Origin of the sequence: Cyanobium sp. T1G-Tous, from assembly GCF_024345455.1 — a bacterium.
Taxonomy (GTDB): domain Bacteria; phylum Cyanobacteriota; class Cyanobacteriia; order PCC-6307; family Cyanobiaceae; genus Cyanobium_A.
Window position 1 is genome coordinate 1 of sequence record NZ_JAGQBD010000015.1, and the last position, 22,247, is coordinate 22,247.

Here is a 22,247-nt window from a genome sequence, read left to right on the forward strand (position 1 = left end):
TTGCCCAGACAACCAGGAGGTTTGCCTAGAAGCAGCCATCCTCAAAGGAGTGCGTAATAGCTCACTGGTCGAGCGATCCTGCGCCGAAAATGAACGGGGCTAAGCATTGTACCGAAGCTGCGGATTTGAGTCTTAATTGATTCCGATGGTAGGGGAGCGTTCCATGCGGGGTGAAGCGTTAGCGTAAGCGGGCGTGGACTACATGGAAGTGAGAATGTCGGCTTGAGTAGCGAAAACATGGGTGAGAATCCCATGCCCCGAAACCCTAAGGGTTCCTCCGGCAGGCTCGTCCGCGGAGGGTTAGTCAGGACCTAAGGCGAGGCCGAAAGGCGTAGTCGATGGACAACAGGTCAACATTCCTGTACCTGTGATGTTTTGGGAAGGGGGACGGAGAAGGCTAGCCAAGCCAGATGTTGGTTACTGGTCCAAGCGTTCGAGGCGTTGAGAACCGGCGAAAACGGTTTGAGCTGAGGCGTGAGTGCGAGCTGCTACGGCAGCGAAGTTGGTGACGTCATGCTTCCAAGAAAAGCCCTATACCCGTTAAGGCATCATGGCCTGTACCCGAAACCGACACAGGTGGGGTGGTAGAGAATACCGAGGGGCGCGAGGTAACTCTCTCTAAGGAACTCGGCAAAATGACCCCGTAACTTCGGGAGAAGGGGTGCCACCGCAAGGTGGTCGCAGTGAAGAGGCCCAGGCGACTGTTTACCAAAAACACAGGTCTCCGCTAAGTCGCAAGACGATGTATGGGGGCTGACGCCTGCCCAGTGCCGGAAGGTTAAGGAAGCTGGTCAGCGTAAGCGAAGCTAGCGACTGAAGCCCCGGTGAACGGCGGCCGTAACTATAACGGTCCTAAGGTAGCGAAATTCCTTGTCGGGTAAGTTCCGACCCGCACGAAAGGCGTAACGATCTGGGCGCTGTCTCGGAGAGAGGCTCGGCGAAATAGAATTGTCTGTGAAGATGCGGACTACGTGCACCCGGACAGAAAGACCCTATGAAGCTTTACTGTAGCTTGGTATTGTGCCCGGGCTCTGAATGCGCAGGATAGGTGGGAGGCTTTGATCAACAGCTTGCGGGTTGTTGTGAGCCAACGGTGAGATACCACTCTTTCAGAGCTAGGGTTCTAACAGTCACCCGTTATCCGGGGACTGGACAGTATCTGGTGGGCAGTTTGACTGGGGCGGTCGCCTCCTAAAAGGTAACGGAGGCGCGCAAAGGTTTGCTCAGGCTGGTTGGAAATCAGCCGACGAGTGTAAAAGCAGAAGCAAGCTTGACTGTGAGACCTACAAGTCGAACAGGGAGGAAACTCGGCTTTAGTGATCCGACGGTTCTGCGTGGAAGGGCCGTCGCTCAACGGATAAAAGTTACTCTAGGGATAACAGGCTGATCTCCCCCAAGAGTTCACATCGACGGGGAGGTTTGGCACCTCGATGTCGGCTCATCGCAACCTGGGGCTGAAGTCGGTCCCAAGGGTTGGGCTGTTCGCCCATTAAAGCGGTACGCGAGCTGGGTTCAGAACGTCGTGAGACAGTTCGGTCCATATCCGGTGCATGCGCAGGAATATTGAGAGGATTTCTCCCTAGTACGAGAGGACCGGGAGGAACGCACCTCTGGTGTACCAGTTATCGTGCCAACGGTAAACGCTGGGTAGCCATGTGCGGAGAGGATAACCGCTGAAAGCATCTAAGTGGGAAGCCCACCTCAAGATGAGTATTCCCATGGCGTTAGCCAGTAAGGTCACGGGAAGAACACCCGTTGATAGGCTCTATGTGGAAGCGCAGTAATGCGTGAAGCAGAGGAGTACTAATAGACCGAGGGCTTGACCAAAACTCAGGCTCTAAACAAAAGCTTGTTTCCAGTTCACAATCACCTGACTGTAAGGTTTGGTGATTGTCTTGCCTATGTAGTTCTCAGGGTTCAACCTGAGGATGAATACTATCCTGGTGTCCATGGCGCAGTGGAACCACTCCGATCCATCTCGAACTCGGCTGTGAAACGCTGCAGCGGCAACGATATTTGGGGGGCAGCCCCCTGAAAAAATAGCTCGATGCCAGGTAAAACATTCATCCCAATCAACTGCATCTTGCTCTTGAAAGAGTTTGTGTAAGTTGACTTAAAAGCCACCCCTAGGGGTGGCTTTTTTGTTGGTTAAGCTTGTTGGGTGGGCTTGGTAATTACAGCGGCTGCAGCTCAGGAACGCAACTCAGGAACGATGCACATGGACGTGTTTCCAGATGCCATCTATTCTCTGCCAAACACGGGTCTCGCAGCACCTAGCGGTAACGGCTGCTCCGTCGACCATCTTCTGGGTGAGACGGGTGTAGCTCAATACGGCGGCGTCGGGACTGATCCAGCGAATATGTGGTCTGGCCATGCTCACCTGTATTGGGGCTGGAGGGCCGCTTGGCGCTGCTGCTGGTAAGTCGAAATAGAATTGATGGAAGGCAAGGCCCTCTGCGAGGACCCCATTGGTCTCTGCTTCGAAGCAGGTGAGATCTGCGCTGCAGTGGTTGGCATAGGTGAGCCAATCACCGTTTACGACGCTTTCAAGCAGGGTTTGGTTGAGGCAGATCAACTGCTTCTCGTTTGTCTGCGCCGCCCCAGCTTTTGCATCAATATCCTGATTGCCTTGATTCATGGGTTTAGCTCCAGGTCTTGGAATGAGCTGATCCTCTCAAATCGACTCATCGCTTGCGCCGAATTGCCTGGGCGGATGCTTAGCAGGACCTGCATGCCGCTCGACGCCGCCGCCTCGCATTCGGCCAGGGTGTCACTTATAAACAAAATTTGGTGGCTTGGAACATCAAGCGACTCGGCAATCTTTATGTAGCTGCTCTGATCCCGCTTGCTGCCCACGCGGGTGTCAAACCAGTGCCTAAATAGCGACCTGAGATCTCCACCACTGCTGTATCCGTAGATCAGCTGTTGGGCTCCAACTGATCCAGATGAATAGACCGCCAAGTGCAGTCCGGCTGCATGCCACTGCCGAAGGGCGCCTGGTACATCTTCAAACAGCGGACCCTGAAGGTTGCCACCTTGGTAGCCAATTTCCCAGATCATCCCCTGCAGCTCTTTGAGTGGTGCGAGCTTGCGATCCTTTTTGATCAGCCAATGCAGGTACTTCAAAACACCCTCTCTCCAGCCTGATTGCCCCTGCTGCCGCATTGACTGAGCTTCGGGATCTGGATCTTCCGCCCAGGCTTTCTCCACTTCCGCTAGCAACTCTTGAACCTCCGGCTCCTTGTGCCGCCCGTTCAAAAAGCTGCCGAGATGTTCAGCTGCATAGGGGAAAAGGGTGTCTGATACAAAACTCACCGGGCAGGTGGTGCCTTCAATGTCAAGCAGCACATGGCTCAAGCCATGCCGTTGCACAACTGCCCTGCCGTGCTGTCTGCCGCTTAGCTCCTGAAGCAATAGTTGGCGCCAGTGTTGCTCCAGCAGAAACTCCAGAATCTCGAGATGTCTTCGAGCTGTTGTTAGATCTTTGCCCCAGGCATAGAGCCCATGCCCCGCAATCAGTAACCCATAGGGCGCTGCCGCGAGGTGGGCTTCCGCGTTGCCGCGCAGTCGTGCCAGATCCTGATCGTTAGCCAGTACTGGAATTGAGACGCTGGTGGCGTGGGTGACCACACCTTCAAGTCCTTTAAGCATCTCCAGGTCCTGGAGCACTAGGAAGGCAGCCCCTTGTTTGGTGGGTGCGTAGTGCTGGGACAGCAGGGTTCCCGCTTGGGAATGGGTGTGCAGCACCGCACCGGCTCCACAGGTCTCCACAAGGCCGAGGTGCAGGGCGGTTTCGGCGCTGGCCCGCCCGGTGCCTTTCAACACTGCCCCAGCAGCATCGACCACGATCAGCTGCTCTGGGGCAACGTTGCCCTTATCCACCCCGCTTGGGGCCATCAGCAACTCCAGCGGCTGCCACCGCAGAACGCAGCTGAAGTTGCCTCCTGTGCCATCGCACCAACCGCGGCGATGGATAGCGGCCATCGTCGCGCTGAGCTGTTGAGCTAATTCGGCTGTTTGTGATGCGGTGCTATCCACGCAAGCTTGCGGTTGGTTCAATGCTGGCAGCTCGGGCACCAGTGGCTGCTGCGCCCGCCGAGTTTCTCGCGTTGGATGGTGGTGTTGCAGCGGCGGCAGGGTTCGCCGCCACGCCTGTAAACCCAGGCCACACCACCGTAATTGCCGTTGTTGCCCTTGAGGTCGCGGAAGTCGCTGAAGGTTGTGCCACCAGCGCCGATGCTGGTTTCAAGCACCTCCACCAGGGCCTGGCGCAGGCGCTCCAGCTGCGAGATGCCAAGGATGCCGCTTGTGGTGGCGGGCCGAATTCCTGCAGCAAACAGGGACTCATCGGCGTAGATGTTGCCTATCCCCGCCACCAGCGCTTGATCCAGCAGGGCATTTTTGATTGGCCGCCTCGAGCCCCGCAGCCGCTCTGCCAGGTAGGCCGCGTTGAAGGCTGGGCTGAAGGGCTCGGGCCCCAGCCGCCCCAGGCCCGTGATTACCGAGTCCAACGGTTGGCCTGGCGGTACCCACCACATCTGGCCGAAGCTGCGGGTGTCTACGAACCGCAGCTCCTGATTGCTGGCAGCAAACAGTTGCACGCGGGTGTGAGAGCAGGCCGGTTTCGGTGTTTCCAGCCAAAGGAATTGGCCGGTCATGCGCAAATGCACGCCCCAGCTGCCAGCCTCTTCACCCCCTCGACTGAGCTGGCTCATCAGATATTTGCCACGTCGCGACCAGGCGCCAACTCGACACCCGCACAAGGCCGCAGCGAATGCAGCGGGGTCGACCGGGCTGGCTATGGCCCTAGCCCGGTGCACCTCAACCCTGCTGATCTCAAAGCCTTGGGTCTGCTGCTCGAGACCCCGCCGCACGGTTTCAACTTCGGGTAATTCCGGCATTGGCTTAAGCGCTTGCCCAGCAAAATGCCCGCGCAACCAAAAGTTGCACGGGCTTTAAAGAGGCCTGGAAATCTTCCTGGAACTTGGACCCCAAGAGGCTGAAGTGGTTCAGGCCTTTTGGAGTTCGCTCTCGGCGAAGTTGTTGGTGTTGATGCCGCCTTCAGAGCCGCTGTAGCCGTTGTAGTTCACCTTCTCAAAGCGAACCACCACGGGGTAGCGGATGCCGGAAGTGTCGATCGAAGCGACGGTGCCGACTTCGTTGAACCAGTAAGACTCGGGGCGCTTGATGCGCACCTTGTCGCCGCGGGAGATTGCCATCGCTGCGCTTTAGATCGGGTGGCTGCCAGAGCGAAGATACCCGCGCAGGAGGTTGGCTTCACCAAGGGCGTCATGATTTGTCGCCCTTGGTGAGACGTTGGCTGCCCATGGCACCATCGACAGCACAGCAGCCCGTCCTTTCCCATGGCCATGGACCCGATGGAGGTCCCGGCGCCGCCGGTGCTCAACCTCGAGCTGCCCGACCCCGAAAGTGACACCATCAGCACGATGGAATTTCTGGCTAGGCTTGAAGAAGCCTGGGCCGTGTGCGATCGCTTCGACCTGCAGACCGAAATCTGGCGCGGGCGGATTTTGGCGGCGGTGCGGGATCGAGAAAAGCGTGGCGGTGAAGGGCGAGGCACGGGCTTCCTGCAGTGGCTGCGGGAGCGGGAGATCAGCAAGACCCGTGCCTACACCTTGATCCAGCTGGCTGAGTCGGCTGAGAGCTTGGTGGGTGGCGGCCTGCTTGAGGAAACCAGCGTCAACAACTTTTCGAAGCGGGCCTTTCTGGAGACGGCCCAGGCCGACCCGGAGGTGCAGCAGATGATCAGCGAGGCGGCCAATGAGGGTCAGCAGATCACCCGTAAGCAAGTGCGTCGTCTTAGTGATGAGTTCACAGCCGCCACCAGCCCCCTTTTGCCCGAGGAGATCCGCCAGCGCACAGCTGACAATCTCCTGCCACCGCGGGCTGTGGCTCCCCTGGTGAAGGAGCTGGCCAAGTTGCCAGAGGACCAGCAGGAGGACCTGCGCAAGGTGTTGCGCGAGGAGCCGGAGCTGGAGCGAGTCAAGGAGGTAACCAGCACGGCCCGCTGGTTGAGCAAGGCGGCGGAGGCAGCTTTGGCGGTGCGGGCTTTTCAGCAGGGGGAGCTCGATTTCGAGAAGGCGCTGCAGGAGGCTCAGCGACTCGATGCCCTGGGCTTGCTGGCCGATGCGGTGGGCCAGGCCCAGGCCCTGGAGAGTGCCGTGCTGAAGCTGCACACCAGCTGGCGGCGGCTCGGGGGCCTGCAGGAGCGCCTCTGGGTGGAGAGCGGCAGCAGCACGCCCCACCTGCGCGAACTGCTCACTGCCTTGCAGTCGCTTAGCGGCAGCACCCTGCGGGTTTCCCTGGGGGAGCTGGCGGGGGGCAAGCGGGTGCGCTTGCAACTAGTGGAGGAGTCGCCGGAGCAGCTGCCACCACCACCCCTGCCGTGACCACCCCTGCCATGAGCGGTCCCTAGCACCGCATCTGGTGGTCGCTATGGTCGGTGAGCACTACGGGTAGGGCCCAATTGCCTTCTGGCCCCGCTGATCCCCTGGCGCTGGCCCTGGAGCGCCATTTCGGCTGGTCCGAGTTCCGTCCCGGTCAGCGGCCGGTGGTGGAGGCCCTGCTGGCCGGCCAAGACTGCCTGGCGGTGCTGCCCACTGGCGGCGGCAAGTCGCTTTGCTATCAGCTGCCCGCCTTGGTGCGTGGTGGGCTGGTGCTGGTGATTTCTCCGCTGGTTGCCCTGATGCAGGACCAGGTGAGCCAGCTGCAACGCCGAGGCATCCCTGCCGCCTGCCTGCATGGCGGCCTGGCCTTGCCGGAGCGGCGCCAGCTGCTGCAGCGGCTGCGCGATCACAGGCTGCGGCTGCTTTATCTGGCCCCGGAGCGGCTGCAGGGGGAGGCTACCCGCCAGCTGCTCGACGACGTGCTGGAGAGCGGCCAGCTGGTGGCACTTGCGGTGGACGAGGCCCACTGCATCAGCGCCTGGGGCCATGATTTCCGCCCCGACTACCGCCGCTTAGGCCAATTGCGGGCTCAGTGCCCTGGGGTGCCCCTAGTGGCGCTCAGCGCCACCGCAGCCCCCCAGGTGCGGGCCGACATCATTCGCCTGCTGCAGCTGCGGCGACCGCTGATCCAGGTGCGTTCTGCCCGCCGCACCAACCTTGTGTACGGCATGCAGGTGCGCCCGCCCGATCCCCTGCCCCTAGTGCTGGCGGAGCTGGGGGCATCCCGGGGCGCCGTGCTGATCTACGCGCGCACTCGCCGCTCGGTGGAGCAATGGGCAGCTCGCTTGACCGGGGTCGGGGTGGAGGCGATCGCATATCACGCCGGCATGGACCCCGAAAGCCGCCAGCTGGCCCTGGAGCATTTCCAGCTGCAGCCGCGGCCGGTGCTGGTGGCCACCGTGGCCTTCGGCATGGGAGTGGATCGATCGGATGTGGGACTAGTGCTGCACCTGGACCTGCCGGCCAGTCCGGAGGGGTATCTGCAGGAATCGGGCCGGGCCGGCCGGGATGGGGAACTGGCGCGCTGCCTGGTTCTCTACGACCCGGCTGATCGCACCAGCTTGGGCTGGGCAATTCGGGGCGTGGGGGCCCAGCGCCAACAGGACCAGCAACGGCTGGAGCTGGCCCAGCAACAATTGCGGCGGATGGAAGCGGTGGCGGAGGGCGAGGGCTGCCGGGAGCAGGCGCTGCTGCTGGCCGTAGGAGAACTGGCGGCTGTCTGCGGCCGCTGCGACAACTGCCGCAACCCCCGTGAAAGTCGGGATTGGTCTGTTGAGGCGCACCAGGCTCTGGAGGTCTTGGAGCTTCGTCCCGGCCGCGATCTACGCAACCTGGCTGAGGAGCTCGCATCCGCCGTGTCGGCAGAGCAGCGACAGCAGCAAGAAGCGAGCTGGGGGTGGCTGCTGCGGCGGCTGGCCCAGGAGGAATTGCTCAGCGAAAGCGATGACGGCGCCCAGCGGCTCTATCTGCGCGCCTCGGGCCGGCGCTACGTGCGCCAGCCCTGGCCACTCCACTGGGCTGCCTGACTGGGCTGGCTGATTGGGGGTGCTTGGCTGACCGGTTGGATTAGCTGGCCCGGGCCTTACAGATATCGCTGATTAGCTGCTCCTCAAAGTCGCTCTGGGGTACATCCCAGCTCTTCCATTGGCCTGATTGGCTGGTGGCATTGAGCTTGCGGGCTCCGCAGTTGACCGCCAAATAAACGGGCTTGCCATCGCCGTTGAGGGTTGGGGCTACAAAACTGCCCCCCATGGGTTGCCAGTTGGCCCAGTCCACCTGCAGCGGGCCGTAGCTGCGCCAGTCGGGCCCTTGGGGCTTGCTGCTGCTGGGCTTGCTGCCAGTGCTCGGCCGGCTGGCGGGGGAGGTGGTTGCGGTAGTCGAAGTGGTTGCGGCTTTGGCGATCGGCGTGGCAACGACAGGTGAGGGCTTGGGAGTGGGTTGGATTTTTGGCTGGGCCGCCGCTTGTAGGACTGGTTTTGCGGCGGGCTGCACGCTTTGTTGAACAGGCTGTTGAACAGCTTGCTGAACGGGCTGTTGAACGGATTGTTGAACGGGTTGTCGTATGGCCTGTTGAACGCTGGGTGTGGGCCGGGGAGTGGGTTTGGGGGCCGGCACGGCTATGGCTACAGCGGGAGTCACGGTTGTGGTCGCTGCTGTGGTCACGGTGGGTTTAGGGGCTGGCGTTGCAACTGGCGTTGCCTTTGCAACTGGCGCTGCCTTTGCAACTGGCGCTGCCGCAGGCTTGGGCTTGGGCTTGGCCTGGGCTGCTGGCTTTGGAGTGGCCTTCACGGGAGGCGGGGCTTGCAGTTTCAGGCGGGTGCCGGACACCACCAGGTCGGGGTCGTCGATTTTGTTGATGGCAACTAGCCGCTCAACCGGCAGCCCGTAGCTGCCGGCGATGGTGGAGAGGCTCTCGCCGCTGCGCACCACGTGTTCCTTGGCGTTGCGCGGGGCCGCTGTGCTGCGGGGGGCGGCCGATGAGGAAGGACGCCCAGGGATGGCCAGGCGTGTTCCCGCCACCACCAGATTTGGATTGCTGATCCCGTTTACCTTGATCAGCTGCTCGGTGCTGGTGCCGAAGCGATCGGCGATTTCTGAAAGGGTTTCACCGCTTTTCACCGTGTAAGGGGCGGTGGGCAGCGCTCTGGGAGCGGCGGCCGCCGTTGCCCGGCGAGATCCAGGCAGCACCAGCTTTTGGCCTGCTACCACCATGTTGGGGTTGGTGATGCCGTTGGCCTGCATCAACTGGTTGAGGCTGACCCCCTGGCGATCGGCGATGTCGGAGAGGGTGTCTCCAGGCTGGACGGTGACACTGCCGCCCCTGGAGCTCCCAGCGCCAGCGCCAGCGGCGCTACTGCCTGGCAGCCGCAAGCTCTGGCCAGCCACCACCAGGTTGGGGTTGCTGATGCCATTGGCCTGCATCAGTCGGGTGAGGCTGACGCCGTGGCGGTCGGCAATTTCCGAGAGGGTTTCGCCTGGCTTCACCACCACGTTTGCCAGGGCTGCCGCAGGGGCCAGACCCGGGAAGGGCAACACCACAGCTAGGGCCAGGGCGGCAAGGGAGCGACGCATCGGCACCACGTATAGGTACGGGAACGTTAAGGGCGTTGTCTCGTCCCATCCAGTCCCCCGATCGTCTTCAGCGCATCAAAGCTTCTGATCGCCCTGCCTTCGCCCCCCCCCCCCCAATCGTCGTGCCCCAATTAGCCCAGCAGCCGCTTCACCAGGGCCAACTTGCCCGCATAGGGGGGGTAGCGGAAGGGCAGATCCAGCCAGAAGGGGCGCCGCAGCACCGTGCGCCGGTGCGAAAAGGTGAGAAAGCCAGCTTCGCCGTGGTAGCTGCCCATGCCGCTTTCGCCGACGCCGCCTAAGGGCAGGGCCGCCGCACCCGCCTGCATCACCACATCGTTGAAGCAGACGCCACCGGAGCTGGTGGTGTCCAGGGTGCGCTGCTGGGCGGCTCGATCGTGGCTGAACAAATAGAGCGCAAGGGGCTTGGGCCTCGCCCTCACCTCGGCCAGGGCGGCTTCCAGGTTGGCTACTGCCAGCACGGGCAGGATTGGGCCAAACAGCTCCTCCTGCATCAGCGGATCGTCGCCGGATTCGATCGCTACCAAGGTGGGTTCGATGCGCCGGCGGCTGGGATCGCTGCGCCCCCCCGCCAGCACCTGGCCGCGGCTGCGCGCTCCCGCCAGCAGGGCCTCCAGCCGCTGGAACTGGGCTTCATTGACGATGCAGCCCATGTCCTCGCTGGCGAGGGGATCGCTGCCGTAGAAGCGCTGCCATTCGGCGGCGATAGCTGCAACTAGCGCTTCCCGCACGGCTGGTTGCACCAGCAGGTGGTCGGGAGCGATGCAGGTTTGACCTGCATTGAGACCCTTGCCCCAGGCCAGGCGCTTGGCGCTGGTGGCGATGTCGGCATCGGCAAGCACGATCGCCGGACTCTTGCCGCCCAGCTCCAGGGTCACGGGGGTGAGATGGCGGGCGGCGGCGGCCATCACCAGCCGGCCCACCCGGCCGCCCCCGGTGAAAAGAATGTGGTCAAACTGCTGCTCCAGCAGCTCGGCTGCCACGGCCCCATCGCCGGTGACCACCTGCACCACCTCGGCTGGAAAGGCCAGGGGTAGGCAGCGGGCCAGGAGTGCGGAGATGTGGGGCGCATGTTCTGAGGGCTTGAGAACGGCCGTGTTGCCCGCCGCCAAGGCGCTCACGAGCGGATGCAGGCAGAGATGGAATGGGTAGTTCCAGGGGCCGATGATCAACACGCAGCCCAGAGGTTCGGTCTGCACCCAGGCTTGGCCGGGCCGCAGGGCCAGATCCAGCCCAATCGGCCGCGGTGCCATCCAGCGCTTCAGCTGACGCCGGGTGAGGGTCAGCTCCTGACGCACCGCTATCAGCTCAAAGGTGGCCTCGAGGGGCGGTTTGCCAAGGTCGGCCGCCAAGGCTTCGAGCACTGCCGCCTCCTGATCGCGCAACAGGCCTTCCAGGCGATCTAGCTGCTCCAGCCGCCAGGCCAGGCTGCGGGTGAGGCCCGCGCTGACGGGTGCCCGCATTGCCGCAATCGGCGTTGCTAGGAGAGGGGTTGCGGTTGGGGAGGAGGTCAAGGGGCGGGCCGCGTGTCAGCCCAAGCTGGCAAATTGCTTGCGGCTTCGGCTGCTCAGAGCCAAGCCAGCCCCTGCAGCATTTTGCAAAGCAGCTGCAGGAACATGACCTGGTCTTCCACGATCAGGCAGCGAAGGGTCAACCAGGATGCAGCCGGTAAACCACTGTGCTTGAGGAGCGGTGCCAGCCCCTCTTTTTGTAAGCCCTTGACGAGATTTGAACTCGTGACCTCTCCCTTACCAAGGGAGTGCTCTACCACTGAGCTACAAGGGCATGTGGAAGGTGGGCCGGGTTGGATTTGAACCAACGTAGGCAGAGCCAGCGGATTTACAGTCCGCCCCCATTAACCACTCGGGCACCGACCCGAACCACACCCGAAGAACTTACCAGCCGACCTTCTCCATGCAGCTGCTCGCTCTCCACGGTCCCAATCTCAACCTGCTGGGCACCCGTGAGCCGGGTGTTTATGGCAGTAGGACCCTTGATCAGGTCAACGCTGAGCTGGAGAGTCGCGCCCAGGCCCTGGGGGCGGCGATCAGCTGCTTTCAGAGCAACCATGAGGGCGCCCTGGTGGATCGCATCCACGAGGGCCGAGGCAGCGTGGATGGCATTTTGATCAATGCCGGCGCTTACACCCACAGCTCAATTGCCCTGCGCGATGCCCTGCTGGGGGTGGCGATTCCCTTCGTGGAATTGCACTTGAGCAACACCCACGCCCGCGAGCCATTTCGGCACCATTCCACCCTGGCCGATAAGGCCCTGGGCGTGATCTGTGGCTTTGGGCCGCTCAGCTACACCCTGGCCCTGGAGGGGCTGGTGGCCCACCTGCGAGCCCAGCCTTGATGGCCCGGGTTAAGTGGCTGACGGCCCCCACCAGCCCCGCCTGGCTGGAGCAGGCGATTGCCCAGCCAGAGCTGCTGTTGATTGACCACGCCCACTGCGAGCGCAAGGCTGCCGGCGTAGCCCTGCAGTTGATGTTCCGTTACCCAAGCGAGGTTGGCTTGGCGGCCGCCCTTAGCCCTCTGGCACGGGAGGAGTTGGAGCATTTCGAGCAGGTGCTGCAACTGCTGCAACGGCGCGGCGCAGCCCTGCGCCCCCTGCCGGCCCCGGCCTACGGCTCGGCACTCACGGCTCAGGTGCGCAAGGGCGAACCCCAGCGCATGCTCGATTCCTTTTTGGTGGCTGGCTTGATTGAGGCCCGTAGCCATGAGCGCATGGCCCTGCTGGCGGCCCATAGCCCCGATGCCGAGCTGCGAGAGCTGTATGGAGAGCTGCTGGCCAGCGAAGCGCGCCATTTCGGCCTCTACTGGCTGCTCTGCGAAGAGCGCTTCGGCCGTGAGGCCACGGTGGAGCGGCTGCAGGAGCTGGCGACGGCGGAAGTCGCTGCCCTCACAGGCGATCTCGCCGGCGCAGACCAGGTGCGCATGCACTCGGTGGGGGTTGATTTGGTGAGCTGACTTCGGCGGACAGCACCGCCCACCTGACCTACAAAAGGTTGATGAGCCATCCAGCGGTGGGCCGCCAGCGGCTGCCTCGCCACATCCAGCATGAACATCGAGATGGCAATCCAGCCGCCTTTCGCTGGAGTGTCTTGCTCAACAGCGGCCTCTCGGCTTTGCAGCTGGCCATTGGCATCGGCTTTGGCTCTTTGGCCCTGATCGGTGATGCCCTACACAACCTCGGCGATGTGGCGGGGTTGCTGCTGGGCTGGGGGGCTGAGCGCCTCAGCGCCCTGCCCGCCAGCAGGCAATTCACCTACGGATTTGGCCGCAGCACCCAGCTGGCTTCGATGATCAACGCGGCCTTGATCTTGATGGCATCCGCCGTTGTGATCGTGGAGGGCGTGCAAAGACTGGCCAAGCCGGTGGAGCTAACCCCTGGCCCGGTGGCGGTGGCGGCCCTGTTGGGCATTGCGGTGAACCTGGGCTCGGCTCGTTTGTTTGGCCACAACCACAGCCACGATCTCAACCGCCGAGCTGCGGTGGTTCACCTGCTCACCGATGCGGCGGTGAGTGCAGCGGTGCTGGTTAGCGCCCTATTAATTCAGTTCACCGGCATCCACTGGCTTGATCCCTTCACCGGTATTGGCGTGGGCTTGGCCGTGGCCTGGACCGGCTGGAGCCTGCTGCGTCAGTCGGTGCTGGTGAGCCTTGACGGGATCCCGCCAGGCATCGATCGAGATGCTGTGGAACGCACCTTGGCCGAGCTGCCAGGGGTGGCGGCGGTGCATCACATACATATTTGGGGCATGAGCACCTCCCAGACGGCTCTGACGGCGCACCTCCTGCGCGATCCCCAGCAGGTAGACGACATGGCCCTGCTGCATAGAGCAAAAGCTGAGTTGGCCCAGCTGGGCATCGACCATTCGACCCTGCAGCTTGAGCCTCTGCAGCTAGAGCCTGACCATCTTCATTAAGTCAGGAGTATTCGCTCAGCTGTCTTTGAATCGATCGCGGATGGTGTTGATCTCAGGGAGATGGCACTTCAAGGCCTGAACGCAATCGCCATCGATCTTGCCCCTTTCAACTAAGCGCTCCAGCTCACCAATGGCCGCCTCCACAGACCAGGGCTCTTTATAAGGCCGGTGACTTGTGAGGGCGTCGAGAATGTCGGCGACGGCGATGATCCGGGCCTCTAGGGCGATCTCAGCGCCTTTAAGCCCATTTGGGTAGCCGCTGCCATCGAGACACTCGTGGTGACCGGCCACCACGTTGCGCATCACCTGGGAGTCGGGCAGGGTGTCAAGTCCGAATTCGCCGATCATGCGCTCTAGCACGTCAATACCCTTTTGAACGTGGGTATTCATCAGGGCTCGCTCTTCGGGGTTTAGACCGCCGGACTTGAGCAGAATGCTGTCGGGAATGCCGATTTTGCCAATGTCATGCAATGGCGCAAATAAATAAAGGTGCTCTATGTATTCATCGCTTAAGTCGTGGCGAGGAGCTAGCTCCCTGGCGATTAGGCGGGAGTAATGAGCCATGCGCTCAAGATGATTGCCGGTTTCAAAGTCGCGGAGGTTGGCAAATTCGCGAGCAACTTGAGCTGATGTGGTAATCGAGCGAACTAAATTTAATTCGTTTGAGATTGTTAGGCTGATCAGGGTATTATAAACCTCAAGGCTGCGTTGAATCTTTTTGCTGAAAGTAGCTGGCTTCAATGAGTCGTAGAAAAGGAAGCCGATAAACTCCTGCCTCTCGTATAGGGGCACGGTGAAGGAGGAGCGGTAGCCCTCGTTTAGGAGCCATTGGGAGTGAGGATGGGTAGGACTTACGACATCGGCGATTTCATCCAAAATCCGAATGCTACGGCTAGCTGCTAAGGCGCTGAGGGAGGCACTTTCGGCAAGGCGAAACTCATATCCTTTGATGGCTTCGCCCTTGCGAGTGCTGTGCACAAAGGTTTTGAGCATGTCATCGCTGGGTTCGTATAGAGCGCAGGCGATGCGGTCTACATCAGGAACCTGCTCCAGTAATTGCTCGTGCAGCTGGCGCAGTCTGAAATTGAGGTCATCTCCAACTTGACGGATCAGGCTGGCAGCTTCCTTATTCCTCTCGGGCTCAGGAGGGGAGAGATGGCTGGGCGGAAATGTCATTTGGAAAGAAAATCCATAACTTCTTTTTCGCTCCAAACCAAACTCTAAGTGGCTAACTCGTCGAGGCGGGGGTATTGGTCGGCGATTTGATCGCCGGTAAATTCGGCCACCCAGCCTGTGGGGTTGTCGAAGAAGCGCAGGGCGCAGAAATGGGGTTCGGGACCCATGTCAAACCAGTGCTTCGTGCCAGCCGGCACGGAAATCCAGTCGCCCGCTTCACAGAGCAGCTGCAGCACCGCATCGCCGATGTGCAGGCAGAAAAGGCCGCGGCCCTCTATGAAAAAGCGCACCTCGTCTTCGCTGTGGGTGTGCTCGGCCAGAAACTTCTGGCGCAGGGCTTGGCGGTCGGGATGGTTTGGTGTGAGGCGAATCGCATCCACCGTGGGGTATGAACCGCCGGCCTGCACCCGCGCGATTTCGGTGGCGTAGACAGCCAGGATTTCGGCCGGATCGGCATCCGGGGCCAAGCCGCCCTCGACGTGCCAGCGCTCAAAGCCAATGCCCATTGCCGCCAGGGTGGCGGCGATTGCGGCCGGATCACTACTGCTGAGGTTTGGTGCGGCTGTTGCGGCTGGGCCGGTGCCAAATACCTGCAGAAGAGTCATCGGGCCAGATCACGGTCTTTTCCCAGCTTAGAAAGGCTGCAGCAGCAGGCCCGTTGTGTTTTCGGCAGAATCTCCGGGAGTCTTGGCGCCGGTGGCAGGCCTCACCCTGGTAGGGGTTGGCCCCGGTGATCCTCAACTGCTCACCGTGGCGGCGGTGCGGGCCATTGGGGCCGCGGCGGTGGTCGCCTACCCGGTGGCCCGGCTCGAGGCGGAGGGAATGGCGGCCCAGATCGCCGCCCCCTGGATTAGCCCCGAGCAACGGCGCCTACCGCTGCTGTTTCCGATGGTGAGCGAGGCGGAGCCGCGCCGCCAGGCCTGGCATGCCGCAGCCGCTGCCCTGGCCGCAGAAGTGGCTGCTGGCCAGGCTGTGGTGCTGCTGTGCGAGGGAGACGCCTCCCTCTATGCCAGCGCCTCCTACGCCCTGTTGGCCCTGGCGGAGCGCCATCCCAGCTGTCCGGTGGCGGTGATCCCCGGCATCACGGCGGTGGCCGCGGCCGCGGCGGCCGCCTCCTCCCAGGGGTTGCCCTGGCCCCTAGCCCTGCAGCAGGAGGCCCTGCTGATCCGCCCCACCCCGGAAACCTCCAGGGAACTGGAGGCCCTGCTGGAGCACGCTGCCGGGGAGGGCACGGTCTTGGCTCTGCTGAAGCTCGGGCACCGTTGGGCCTGGGTGCGACCCCTGCTGGAGGCCCGGGGGCTGCTGGCCGGCAGCCTGTTTGCCCAGCGCGTGGGCTGGCCCGACCAGCTGCTGGCGGCGGCGGCCGCGGTGCCCGCCGAGGAGCAGCCCTACTTTTCGCTGCTGTTGATCCGTCAGGGCTGGCCGGACGTGTTGCCCTGATGCTGTAGACGGGCCACGCCGTTCTGACCAGACTCAACCTGACCGCCTACGGCAGCATGACCCCGATCGACTGGTTGGCCCTGGTGCATCCGGTGCTGATCATCCTGTTCGTCTACCCGGTGGTGGGGGCGACGATCCGGCTTGGATTGCTGGCGCGGGAGCGGCGACTTGGCCAGAGCAAGCAACCGGTGGCCGTGCCGAAGGAACATGCCGACCATGGGCGTTGGCTGACGGCCGGCGTGGTGGTGGCGGTGTTGATCGCGCTGCTGTTCTCGTTTCTCAACCGCTGGTTCGATCCGGCTGCCGCCTTCCCTGGAGGCGCGGGGCGGCTACTGCTGTTGTTGCTGGTGGCCCTGGGTTGCGTGCTTGCCCTCCTGGCCCTGTGGCACGTGCGTCTCCCGGCCCTGCGGGCCACCTTTGCCCTGTTGCTCTGGGCGGGTCTGTTGGGCCTGGGCAGCCAACCGGAGATCTGGCGCGTCAGTGACAACCCCTTCAGCGCAGGGTTTTGGGGGTCCCACTACTGGAGTGGCTCCCTCCTCGTCGGTCTGCTGTTGTTCGCGATGGCGGCCCGTCCGGAGATCCAGCGCTCACCCCGCATGCGGCGGTTGCATGTGAGCGCCAATGTGCTGGTGGCAGTGTTACTGGCGGTGCAAGGCATCACCGGCAGCCGCGACCTGCTGGAGATCCCCCTCAGCTGGCAGAAACCGGCTATCTATGCCTGCGACTTCACGGCCCGCCGCTGTCCCCAGGGTCAGGCGCAGGGTCTGGATGGAGGGCCTGGTTCACCAGGCTTCGCCGTCCCGCTTGCGGTGGTGGGGGCGGCCAGGGCAGTTGGCTGAGCACTGCCAGCAGGGCCAGCCATTCCGGCGGAGCCTGCCGATCGGGCCAGGCCCCCGCCCTGCTGAACAACCAGCGGCGCAGGGCGAGCAGACCTTGGGAATCGCTTGGATCCCAGTCCACGCTCAGTGGCGGGCCGATCGGCCTGGTCAGCGATGACAGCGGAGCTTCCGCCAGAGGCTTCAGGGCCAGGGCCGGAACGCCGCTGGCACCCCCGGCGGCACTTGCGAACACCAGTCGCCAACCCGGTCCCCCTGGCCAGGGCTTCGGACACTCCAGATCGGCGCCACGCTCACTGATGGCCGTCAGCTGGGCGGGGCGACTCTGGCCCGTGGGCCCGAGCAGCTGAACGTCGAGGCGCAGGCCCAGCCAGGGGGTGGGATCGGGGCAGGGCCGATCCCAGCAGACCCGCAGGGCCACCAGCAGGCCCAGCAGATTCAATCCCGCCCAGGCCAGCCCCAGGCTCTGGCCAGGGCTGATCGGGCCGGCCAGCACGGCCCGGATCAGGGCCCCGAGGTTCAGTCCATTGAGCAGCAGGAGGGCGAGCAGGGGCAGGCCCAGCACGGGGGCGATGCCGCCGCGCTCGCGCACCCGGTGTTTGGGGGTGATGCGGAAGGGTTGCACCCGGCCCCAGAGGCTGAGCAGCACCGTGGTAGCGAGGGGCACCGTCAGGGCCCAGCCGGGCAATTCGGCCAGCAGGGCATGGCGGCTGCCGCGGTTGAGCCAACCCACACTCAGCAACAGGGCCAGCCAGAGGGGGAGGAGGCGCTCTACAAGGGCCTCCGCGGTGACATGCACGGGCAGAACCCCCAGCAGGCCGAGGCTGAGGGGCATCAGCAGCAGCACCAGCTGGGGCACGGTGTTGAACCAGTGCAGTCCGCCTTCGAGGAAGGCCAGGCGTTGATGCCAGTGCAATCTGGCCACCCGCAGGGGCCCCTGCGGGAGCCGCAGGGCCTGAAGGGTTCCGGCGGCCCAGCGCTGCCGCTGCCGCACGAAATCGTGCATGCTCTCGGCGGCCAGGCCGGCACTGAGCTTTTCGCTCAGGTACTTCAGTTGCCAGCCTTGGCCCATCAAGGCAACGCCGGTGACGAAGTCTTCTGAGATGGCGGCCTCCACGAACCCTCCCACCGATGCGAGGGCTGCCCTGCGGACCACAAACGAGGTGCCGGCGCACACCACCGCGTCCCAGGCGCTGCGCACGGGCTCAATCCAGCGGTAGAAGCTCTCTTCGTCGGGCAGCAACCAGCGTTCCAGCCCCAGGTTGCGCATCACCGGATCCGCGTTGAAGAAACACTGGGGGGTTTGCACCAGGCCCACAGCCGGGTCGAGCAGCAGCCCGATGGTGCGGTTGAGGAAATGCTGCTGGGGCACGAAGTCGGCATCGAACACCGCCACGAGGTCACCGGCGCCCAGGGCCAGGCCGGCGTTGAGATTGCCGGCTTTGGCATGCAGCCGCTGGGGCCGGTGGTGGTAGCGGCAGCCATGGGCCGCGGCGAGCGCTGCCACTTCTGGCCGCCCTGCGTCATCGAGGACCCACACCGTGCGCTGCGGATAAGAAAGGCTGCCGCAACCCACAAGGCAGCGCTCCAGCACGGGTAAGGGTTCACCGCAGGTGGGAATCAGCACATCCACCCAGGGCCGCCAGTCGCTGGCCTGCCAGCGGGCCTGGGCGGCATCGGCCTCGGCGCGGCCATCGCTGAAGCGGCGCCAGGCCAGCAGCAGCGGCAGCAGGCCGCTGAGCAGCAACCAGCCCTCCGCCAGCAGTAGCAGCACACTCAGGCTGGCCGCCAAGGGGCTGTTGAGGTTGAGGCTGGCCGTCACCCGCCAGTGCAGATAGCGCAGGCTGAACAGGGCCAGCAGCACCAGCAGGCTGCGGCGCATCCACAGGGGCCGGCTCGCTTCCGGGCGACGGCTGAGCCACAGGGGCCAGAGCAGCAGCAGCCAGGGGAGCCAGAGCTCCGCAGTCATTCCAGGCCCGCTGCAGCGTTCTCAAGCAACGCTAGGGCGGTTTCCGGCGTGGGGGCCAGCATCAGGGCATGGCGCAACTGTGGTGCGCCTGGGAAGCCGTTGCAGGTCCAGCCCATGTGCTTGCGAGCGATCAGCAGGCCGTGGTCGCCCTTGGCCGCCACCAGGGCCTGCAGCTGCTCCGCCGCCAGGGCGAGGCGCTCGAGGGCGCCGGGGGTGGCTGGGATCGGCCGGCCGCTGAGGGCCGCATCGAGCTGGCCCACCAGCCAGGGGGCGCCCATGGTGCCGCGGCCCACCATCACCCCATCGGCGCCCGTTTGCTCCAGGCAGCGCACCGCATCCTCGGGGCTGTTGATGTCGCCATTGGCGATCACCGGGATCGTCAGCGCCGCCTTCACCGCAGCGATCGCGGCCCAGTCGGCCTGACCCTTGAAGCCCTGTTCGCGGCTGCGGCCGTGCAAGGTGAGCAGCTGGGCGCCTGCATTTTCGAGCCGCTGGCACCAGCTCACCGCATCGCTGCCATCGCACCAGCCCAGCCGCGTTTTCACCGTCACCGGGAGAGCTACGGCCGCGGCCACACTTGCCACCAGGCGGGCCGCCAGCTCGGGATCGCGGATTAGGCCGCTACCGCCGCCTTTCTTGGCGATCTTCTTCACCGGGCAGCCCATATTGATGTCGATCAGAAAGGCGCCGGCGGCCTCGGCCCGCTTGGCCGCCTCGGCCATGGCGGCGGGCCGGTAATCAAACAGCTGCACACCGATCGGGCCGCTTTCCTCAGCCAGCTCCTCCACCTTCTGCAGCCCGAAGCCCAGCTCCAGGCTGGTGGCGTTCACCATCTCGGTGAACAGCAGGGCATCGGGCGCCCAGCGCCGCACCAGAGCCCGGAAGATGCGATCGCTCACCCCCGCCAGAGGCGACTGCAGCACCCGGCAGCGCAGGGCGCGGGGTTGATCAGTGCCGATCAGTAAGGGCTCCGAAACTCGGATCACGTTGCTGGACCTATCACGACCCAGTCTGCCCTCAGCATCCGCCGCCGCCATGCCACAAGATCCAGGCATGATTGTCGTGGCGGGGATGCCAATCGCCTCGGCGGCCAAATAGCGGCAGGGGCAAGCATTCAAGCTAGGCCTCGATTTTTTCAGCAGAGAATTAAGTGGAGGCTGACCGTGCGGAACAAATATGCTGATTAAACGGTTACCCTTTAATAAATTGAGCTATTGCAGCACAATGCATCCAAGCCGTGAGGCGTTCAGTGCAGATCCCTGTCTGCCGGGGGTTGATGATCCCTATGTCACTTACGCGGCTCTGCGCCAGGAGTGTGCAGTGCACTGGTGCGAAGGTCCCCAGCTTTGGGTGATTCTCTCCTATGCAGAGGGGCTTGAGCACATGCGTGATCTTCGCTTCAGTCGCCAAAACCATCTTGACAAATTAATCGCTCGCTTCGGTGTTCAGCGCATCTTTGAGCGCCAGAAACTCGACATTCCCTATATGGATGGCGAGCAGCACAACCGGATGCGCAAGCATGTCACCCAGGCCTACCGAGGCATCAATCTTGCCGGATTGTCAACATTTACGCGGCAGTTCGTTGATCGTCGCCTGGCTGCAGTGGCGGATCAGTCCAGGTTTGATCTTGTCGCCACCCTGGCCAATCTTCTGCCTGTAATGGTGGTTAGTGAGCTGATGGGAGTTCCTGCTGATCAGCAGCTCGAAGTGGCCGAACAAGTGTCAGGTTTTGTGCGGGCCCGAGGCCTCACTCAGACGGAGGAAACAGCTACGGGAGGCGACGAAGCCATTGCTACATATCGCCATTATTTTCTGCCCCTGATACAGAAGCGTCGCGCTGATCCCTGCGACGATCTGCTCAGTCGGCTGATTGCCGATCCAAGCGAAGAAGTCAGTCTCTCCGACGACCAGTTGTTGCTGATTATCAGCAGCAACTTTTACTCCGCCAGCATCTACACCCTGCGGTTGTTGATTGGTACCCTGGCACGGGCCATGGCGATTCATCCCGTCATCTACTCCCAGGTGCGGGCAGACCGCCGCATGATTCCCGCGGCCGTTGAGGAGGTGTTGCGCTGGGATGCGCCGGCTCAGGCGCTGAACGCCAGCATGGCCACCGAGGATCTTGAAGTCGACGGCTGCACGATCCGCGCGGGTGATTCGGTCACGGTGCTGGTGGGTGCGGCCAACCACGATCCGCAGGTCTTCGCTGATCCCACCGAGTTCCGCATCGATCGCGCACCTAATCCCCACCTCAGTTTTTCGCCTGGACTTCACCAATGTCTGGGGCTGCATCTCGCCCGGATGGAAGGATCCGTGGTGCTCGATGCGCTGTGTGACCGGTTCCAAACCCTCGCCTGTGACGATATGGCGTCTCAGCGCATGGTGGCTGACCGCTTCCGCGGTCATGATCGCCTGATCCTGGAGGGCCGACATTGACCCCTCTGCAAACTGCGCCGGGCCGGCTCGACTACATCGAATGCATATTCGTTTCGGATGCCCCTGAGGCTCGCCCCTCGGCCATTCCTGGTTCCAGCGTGCACAGTGTCGAGTCGGCGCTCATCCACATGGCTCTGCGCCTTGAGCAGGGCCTGAGCCATTGGCTGGTGGTGGCGGTGAACGAGGCCCCCAGCCTTGCTCTGGCCGGAGCACCCCACTTCTGTGTCACCAGGCTGTTGCAGGGTGCACGCCGCCGCTGGGGCGATGCCGTAACCCTGATCGCTGATGTGGGTCTGTCCCCTTATCAGGCCTCGGGGCAGAGCGTGGTCCTTCGCGATGGAAACATCGCTGTGGAGGCCTCCTACGCGGCCGCCATCGAGTTGGCCTGCTGCTTCGCCGCGGCCGGGGCGGACGCCGTCGCCCCTTGCCTGTCGCTGCCGCAGCAGACAGGGGCAATCCGTCAGGCGTTGGATCGGCACGGGTTTGAGGCAGCGTTGATGCCTTACAGCACCAAGTTTTCCTCGTCGTTGTATGGCCCCTATCGCCAGGCGATCGGATCGCGGCTGGGTCTGATGCGCAAGTCATACCAATTCGATTATGACGACGCTGCGACAGCCCTTAACCAGCTCGAGTGCGACATCGCCCAAGGGGCTGTAGCCACCATCGTCAAGCCAGCAATGCCCTATCTGGACGTGCTAGCGGAGGCATGCCGCCGCTCCAGCCAACCCGTGGCGGTCTATCACGTCAGTGGGGAATACAGCATGGCGGTGGTAGCCGCCCAGGCTGGTCTGCTCGATTTGGTCGACTACCTGGCGGAGATTCATGCGGCCTTTCGCCGCTGCGGCGCCCGCTGGGTGATTGGTTACGCCGCCGAGGCCTTCCTGGCGGCGGGACCAGGCTGAAGC

Annotated in this window: 19 protein-coding genes, 2 tRNA genes and 2 rRNA genes; 11 read left to right on the forward strand and 12 right to left on the reverse strand. The window is 63.2% G+C overall.

Going from position 1 to position 22,247, the window contains the following annotated elements:
• Nucleotides 1-1,827: ribosomal RNA gene (locus KBY75_RS09635) — 23S ribosomal RNA — on the forward strand; the annotation flags it as partial.
• A gap of 112 nt (nucleotides 1,828-1,939) precedes the next feature.
• A 5S ribosomal RNA gene (rrf, locus tag KBY75_RS09640) occupies nucleotides 1,940-2,056 on the forward strand.
• 147 nt (nucleotides 2,057-2,203) lie between these two features.
• On the opposite strand, the gene KBY75_RS09645 is transcribed toward rrf, so the two are convergent.
• From KBY75_RS09645 to KBY75_RS09665, 4 genes are all read right to left on the reverse strand, one after another.
• Complete coding sequence (locus KBY75_RS09645; protein WP_255023756.1) at nucleotides 2,204-2,638, reverse strand: DUF4440 domain-containing protein; 435 nt, start codon at nucleotides 2,636-2,638, stop codon at nucleotides 2,204-2,206.
• Entirely contained in the window at nucleotides 2,635-4,077 is a 1,443-nt protein-coding gene (mtnC, locus tag KBY75_RS15375; RefSeq protein WP_315859081.1) for an acireductone synthase, read from the reverse strand. The genes KBY75_RS09645 and mtnC overlap by 4 nt, the downstream gene beginning before the upstream one ends.
• Nucleotides 4,056-4,901, reverse strand: a complete 846-nt coding sequence (locus KBY75_RS09660; protein ID WP_255023757.1) for a DNA-formamidopyrimidine glycosylase — start codon at nucleotides 4,899-4,901, stop codon at nucleotides 4,056-4,058. Before KBY75_RS09660 ends, mtnC begins: the two co-directional genes overlap by 22 nt.
• Before the next feature lie 108 nt (nucleotides 4,902-5,009).
• Complete coding sequence (locus KBY75_RS09665; protein ID WP_106502000.1) at nucleotides 5,010-5,219, reverse strand: photosystem I reaction center subunit IV; 210 nt, start codon at nucleotides 5,217-5,219, stop codon at nucleotides 5,010-5,012.
• A 150-nt stretch (nucleotides 5,220-5,369) separates the two neighbouring features.
• Between KBY75_RS09665 and KBY75_RS09670 the strand changes: the two genes are divergently transcribed.
• A complete protein-coding gene (locus KBY75_RS09670) occupies nucleotides 5,370-6,410 on the forward strand; it encodes a hypothetical protein (protein ID WP_254935647.1) in 1,041 nt (346 codons plus the stop codon).
• 53 nt (nucleotides 6,411-6,463) lie between these two features.
• Entirely contained in the window at nucleotides 6,464-7,993 is a 1,530-nt protein-coding gene (locus KBY75_RS09675; protein WP_255023758.1) for an ATP-dependent DNA helicase RecQ, read from the forward strand.
• A 40-nt stretch (nucleotides 7,994-8,033) separates the two neighbouring features.
• On the opposite strand, the gene KBY75_RS09680 is transcribed toward KBY75_RS09675, so the two are convergent.
• From KBY75_RS09680 to KBY75_RS09695, 4 genes are all read right to left on the reverse strand, one after another.
• Entirely contained in the window at nucleotides 8,034-9,539 is a 1,506-nt protein-coding gene (locus KBY75_RS09680; protein WP_255023759.1) for a LysM peptidoglycan-binding domain-containing protein, read from the reverse strand.
• Between the two features lie 131 nt (nucleotides 9,540-9,670).
• Nucleotides 9,671-11,020 carry an aldehyde dehydrogenase family protein gene (locus KBY75_RS09685; protein ID WP_255023800.1) on the reverse strand — a complete coding sequence of 450 codons (1,350 nt, stop codon included), beginning with the start codon at nucleotides 11,018-11,020 and terminating at the stop codon, nucleotides 9,671-9,673.
• Nucleotides 11,021-11,270: 250 nt separating this feature from the next.
• Nucleotides 11,271-11,342, reverse strand: a tRNA-Thr gene (locus KBY75_RS09690).
• Nucleotides 11,343-11,352: 10 nt separating this feature from the next.
• Nucleotides 11,353-11,434 (reverse strand) — tRNA-Tyr (locus KBY75_RS09695).
• Between the two features lie 37 nt (nucleotides 11,435-11,471).
• On the opposite strand from KBY75_RS09695, the gene aroQ reads away from it, so the two are divergent.
• From aroQ to KBY75_RS09710, 3 genes are read left to right on the forward strand one after another with little or no spacing between them, the layout of a single operon-like run.
• The gene (aroQ, locus tag KBY75_RS09700; RefSeq protein WP_254935650.1) at nucleotides 11,472-11,912 is read left to right on the forward strand and encodes a type II 3-dehydroquinate dehydratase; all 441 of its coding nucleotides are present in this window, start codon (nucleotides 11,472-11,474) and stop codon (nucleotides 11,910-11,912) included.
• On the forward strand, nucleotides 11,912-12,526 hold the full coding sequence (locus KBY75_RS09705; RefSeq protein ID WP_254935651.1) for a tRNA-(ms[2]io[6]A)-hydroxylase: 615 nt from the start codon (nucleotides 11,912-11,914) through the stop codon (nucleotides 12,524-12,526). The genes aroQ and KBY75_RS09705 overlap by 1 nt, the downstream gene beginning before the upstream one ends.
• Before the next feature lie 41 nt (nucleotides 12,527-12,567).
• On the forward strand, nucleotides 12,568-13,485 hold the full coding sequence (locus KBY75_RS09710) for a cation diffusion facilitator family transporter (protein WP_255023760.1): 918 nt from the start codon (nucleotides 12,568-12,570) through the stop codon (nucleotides 13,483-13,485).
• A gap of 15 nt (nucleotides 13,486-13,500) precedes the next feature.
• On the opposite strand, the gene KBY75_RS09715 is transcribed toward KBY75_RS09710, so the two are convergent.
• A complete protein-coding gene (locus KBY75_RS09715) occupies nucleotides 13,501-14,661 on the reverse strand; it encodes an HD-GYP domain-containing protein (protein ID WP_255023761.1) in 1,161 nt (386 codons plus the stop codon).
• Nucleotides 14,662-14,705: 44 nt separating this feature from the next.
• Nucleotides 14,706-15,266, reverse strand: a complete 561-nt coding sequence (locus KBY75_RS09720) for an acireductone dioxygenase (protein WP_254935654.1) — start codon at nucleotides 15,264-15,266, stop codon at nucleotides 14,706-14,708.
• Between the two features lie 91 nt (nucleotides 15,267-15,357).
• Here KBY75_RS09720 and cobI point away from each other — a divergent pair, with 91 nt between their 5' ends.
• Nucleotides 15,358-16,101: a precorrin-2 C(20)-methyltransferase gene (gene cobI, locus KBY75_RS09725; protein WP_255023762.1), complete on the forward strand. Its 744-nt coding sequence runs from the start codon at nucleotides 15,358-15,360 to the stop codon at nucleotides 16,099-16,101.
• Nucleotides 16,102-16,157: 56 nt separating this feature from the next.
• On the forward strand, nucleotides 16,158-16,940 hold the full coding sequence (locus KBY75_RS09730) for a DUF4079 domain-containing protein (protein ID WP_255023763.1): 783 nt from the start codon (nucleotides 16,158-16,160) through the stop codon (nucleotides 16,938-16,940).
• On the opposite strand, the gene KBY75_RS09735 is transcribed toward KBY75_RS09730, so the two are convergent.
• Entirely contained in the window at nucleotides 16,828-18,906 is a 2,079-nt protein-coding gene (locus tag KBY75_RS09735; protein ID WP_255023764.1) for a glycosyltransferase, read from the reverse strand. The genes KBY75_RS09730 and KBY75_RS09735 overlap by 113 nt on opposite strands.
• The gene (gene dusB / locus KBY75_RS09740; RefSeq protein WP_396098190.1) at nucleotides 18,903-19,943 is read right to left on the reverse strand and encodes a tRNA dihydrouridine synthase DusB; all 1,041 of its coding nucleotides are present in this window, start codon (nucleotides 19,941-19,943) and stop codon (nucleotides 18,903-18,905) included. Before dusB ends, KBY75_RS09735 begins: the two co-directional genes overlap by 4 nt.
• Nucleotides 19,944-20,130: 187 nt before the next feature.
• Here dusB and KBY75_RS09745 point away from each other — a divergent pair, with 187 nt between their 5' ends.
• Complete coding sequence (locus KBY75_RS09745; protein ID WP_255023766.1) at nucleotides 20,131-21,342, forward strand: cytochrome P450; 1,212 nt, start codon at nucleotides 20,131-20,133, stop codon at nucleotides 21,340-21,342.
• Complete coding sequence (locus tag KBY75_RS09750) at nucleotides 21,339-22,244, forward strand: hypothetical protein (RefSeq protein ID WP_255023767.1); 906 nt, start codon at nucleotides 21,339-21,341, stop codon at nucleotides 22,242-22,244. The genes KBY75_RS09745 and KBY75_RS09750 overlap by 4 nt, the downstream gene beginning before the upstream one ends.
• Nucleotides 22,245-22,247 lie beyond the last annotated feature (3 nt).

Excerpts from the sequence above, each read along its gene's own strand:
- KBY75_RS09705 (WP_254935651.1), top strand. The coding sequence starts at position 11,912 with ATGGCCCGGGTTAAGTGGCTGACGGCCCCCACCAGCCCCGCCTGGCTG.
- KBY75_RS09720 (WP_254935654.1), bottom strand. The coding sequence starts at position 15,266 with ATGACTCTTCTGCAGGTATTTGGCACCGGCCCAGCCGCAACAGCCGCA.
- KBY75_RS09645 (WP_255023756.1), bottom strand. The coding sequence starts at position 2,638 with ATGAATCAAGGCAATCAGGATATTGATGCAAAAGCTGGGGCGGCGCAG.
- KBY75_RS09665 (WP_106502000.1), bottom strand. The coding sequence starts at position 5,219 with ATGGCAATCTCCCGCGGCGACAAGGTGCGCATCAAGCGCCCCGAGTCT.
- KBY75_RS09670 (WP_254935647.1), top strand. The coding sequence starts at position 5,370 with ATGGACCCGATGGAGGTCCCGGCGCCGCCGGTGCTCAACCTCGAGCTG.
- KBY75_RS09685 (WP_255023800.1), bottom strand. The coding sequence starts at position 11,020 with ATGCGGGCACCCGTCAGCGCGGGCCTCACCCGCAGCCTGGCCTGGCGG.
- dusB (WP_396098190.1), bottom strand. The coding sequence starts at position 19,943 with ATGGCGGCGGCGGATGCTGAGGGCAGACTGGGTCGTGATAGGTCCAGC.
- KBY75_RS09730 (WP_255023763.1), top strand. The coding sequence starts at position 16,158 with ATGACCCCGATCGACTGGTTGGCCCTGGTGCATCCGGTGCTGATCATC.
- KBY75_RS09715 (WP_255023761.1), bottom strand. The coding sequence starts at position 14,661 with ATGACATTTCCGCCCAGCCATCTCTCCCCTCCTGAGCCCGAGAGGAAT.
- KBY75_RS09680 (WP_255023759.1), bottom strand. The coding sequence starts at position 9,539 with ATGCGTCGCTCCCTTGCCGCCCTGGCCCTAGCTGTGGTGTTGCCCTTC.
- KBY75_RS09745 (WP_255023766.1), top strand. The coding sequence starts at position 20,131 with ATGCATCCAAGCCGTGAGGCGTTCAGTGCAGATCCCTGTCTGCCGGGG.
- KBY75_RS09735 (WP_255023764.1), bottom strand. The coding sequence starts at position 18,906 with ATGACTGCGGAGCTCTGGCTCCCCTGGCTGCTGCTGCTCTGGCCCCTG.
- aroQ (WP_254935650.1), top strand. The coding sequence starts at position 11,472 with ATGCAGCTGCTCGCTCTCCACGGTCCCAATCTCAACCTGCTGGGCACC.
- KBY75_RS09710 (WP_255023760.1), top strand. The coding sequence starts at position 12,568 with ATGAGCCATCCAGCGGTGGGCCGCCAGCGGCTGCCTCGCCACATCCAG.
- KBY75_RS09660 (WP_255023757.1), bottom strand. The coding sequence starts at position 4,901 with ATGCCGGAATTACCCGAAGTTGAAACCGTGCGGCGGGGTCTCGAGCAG.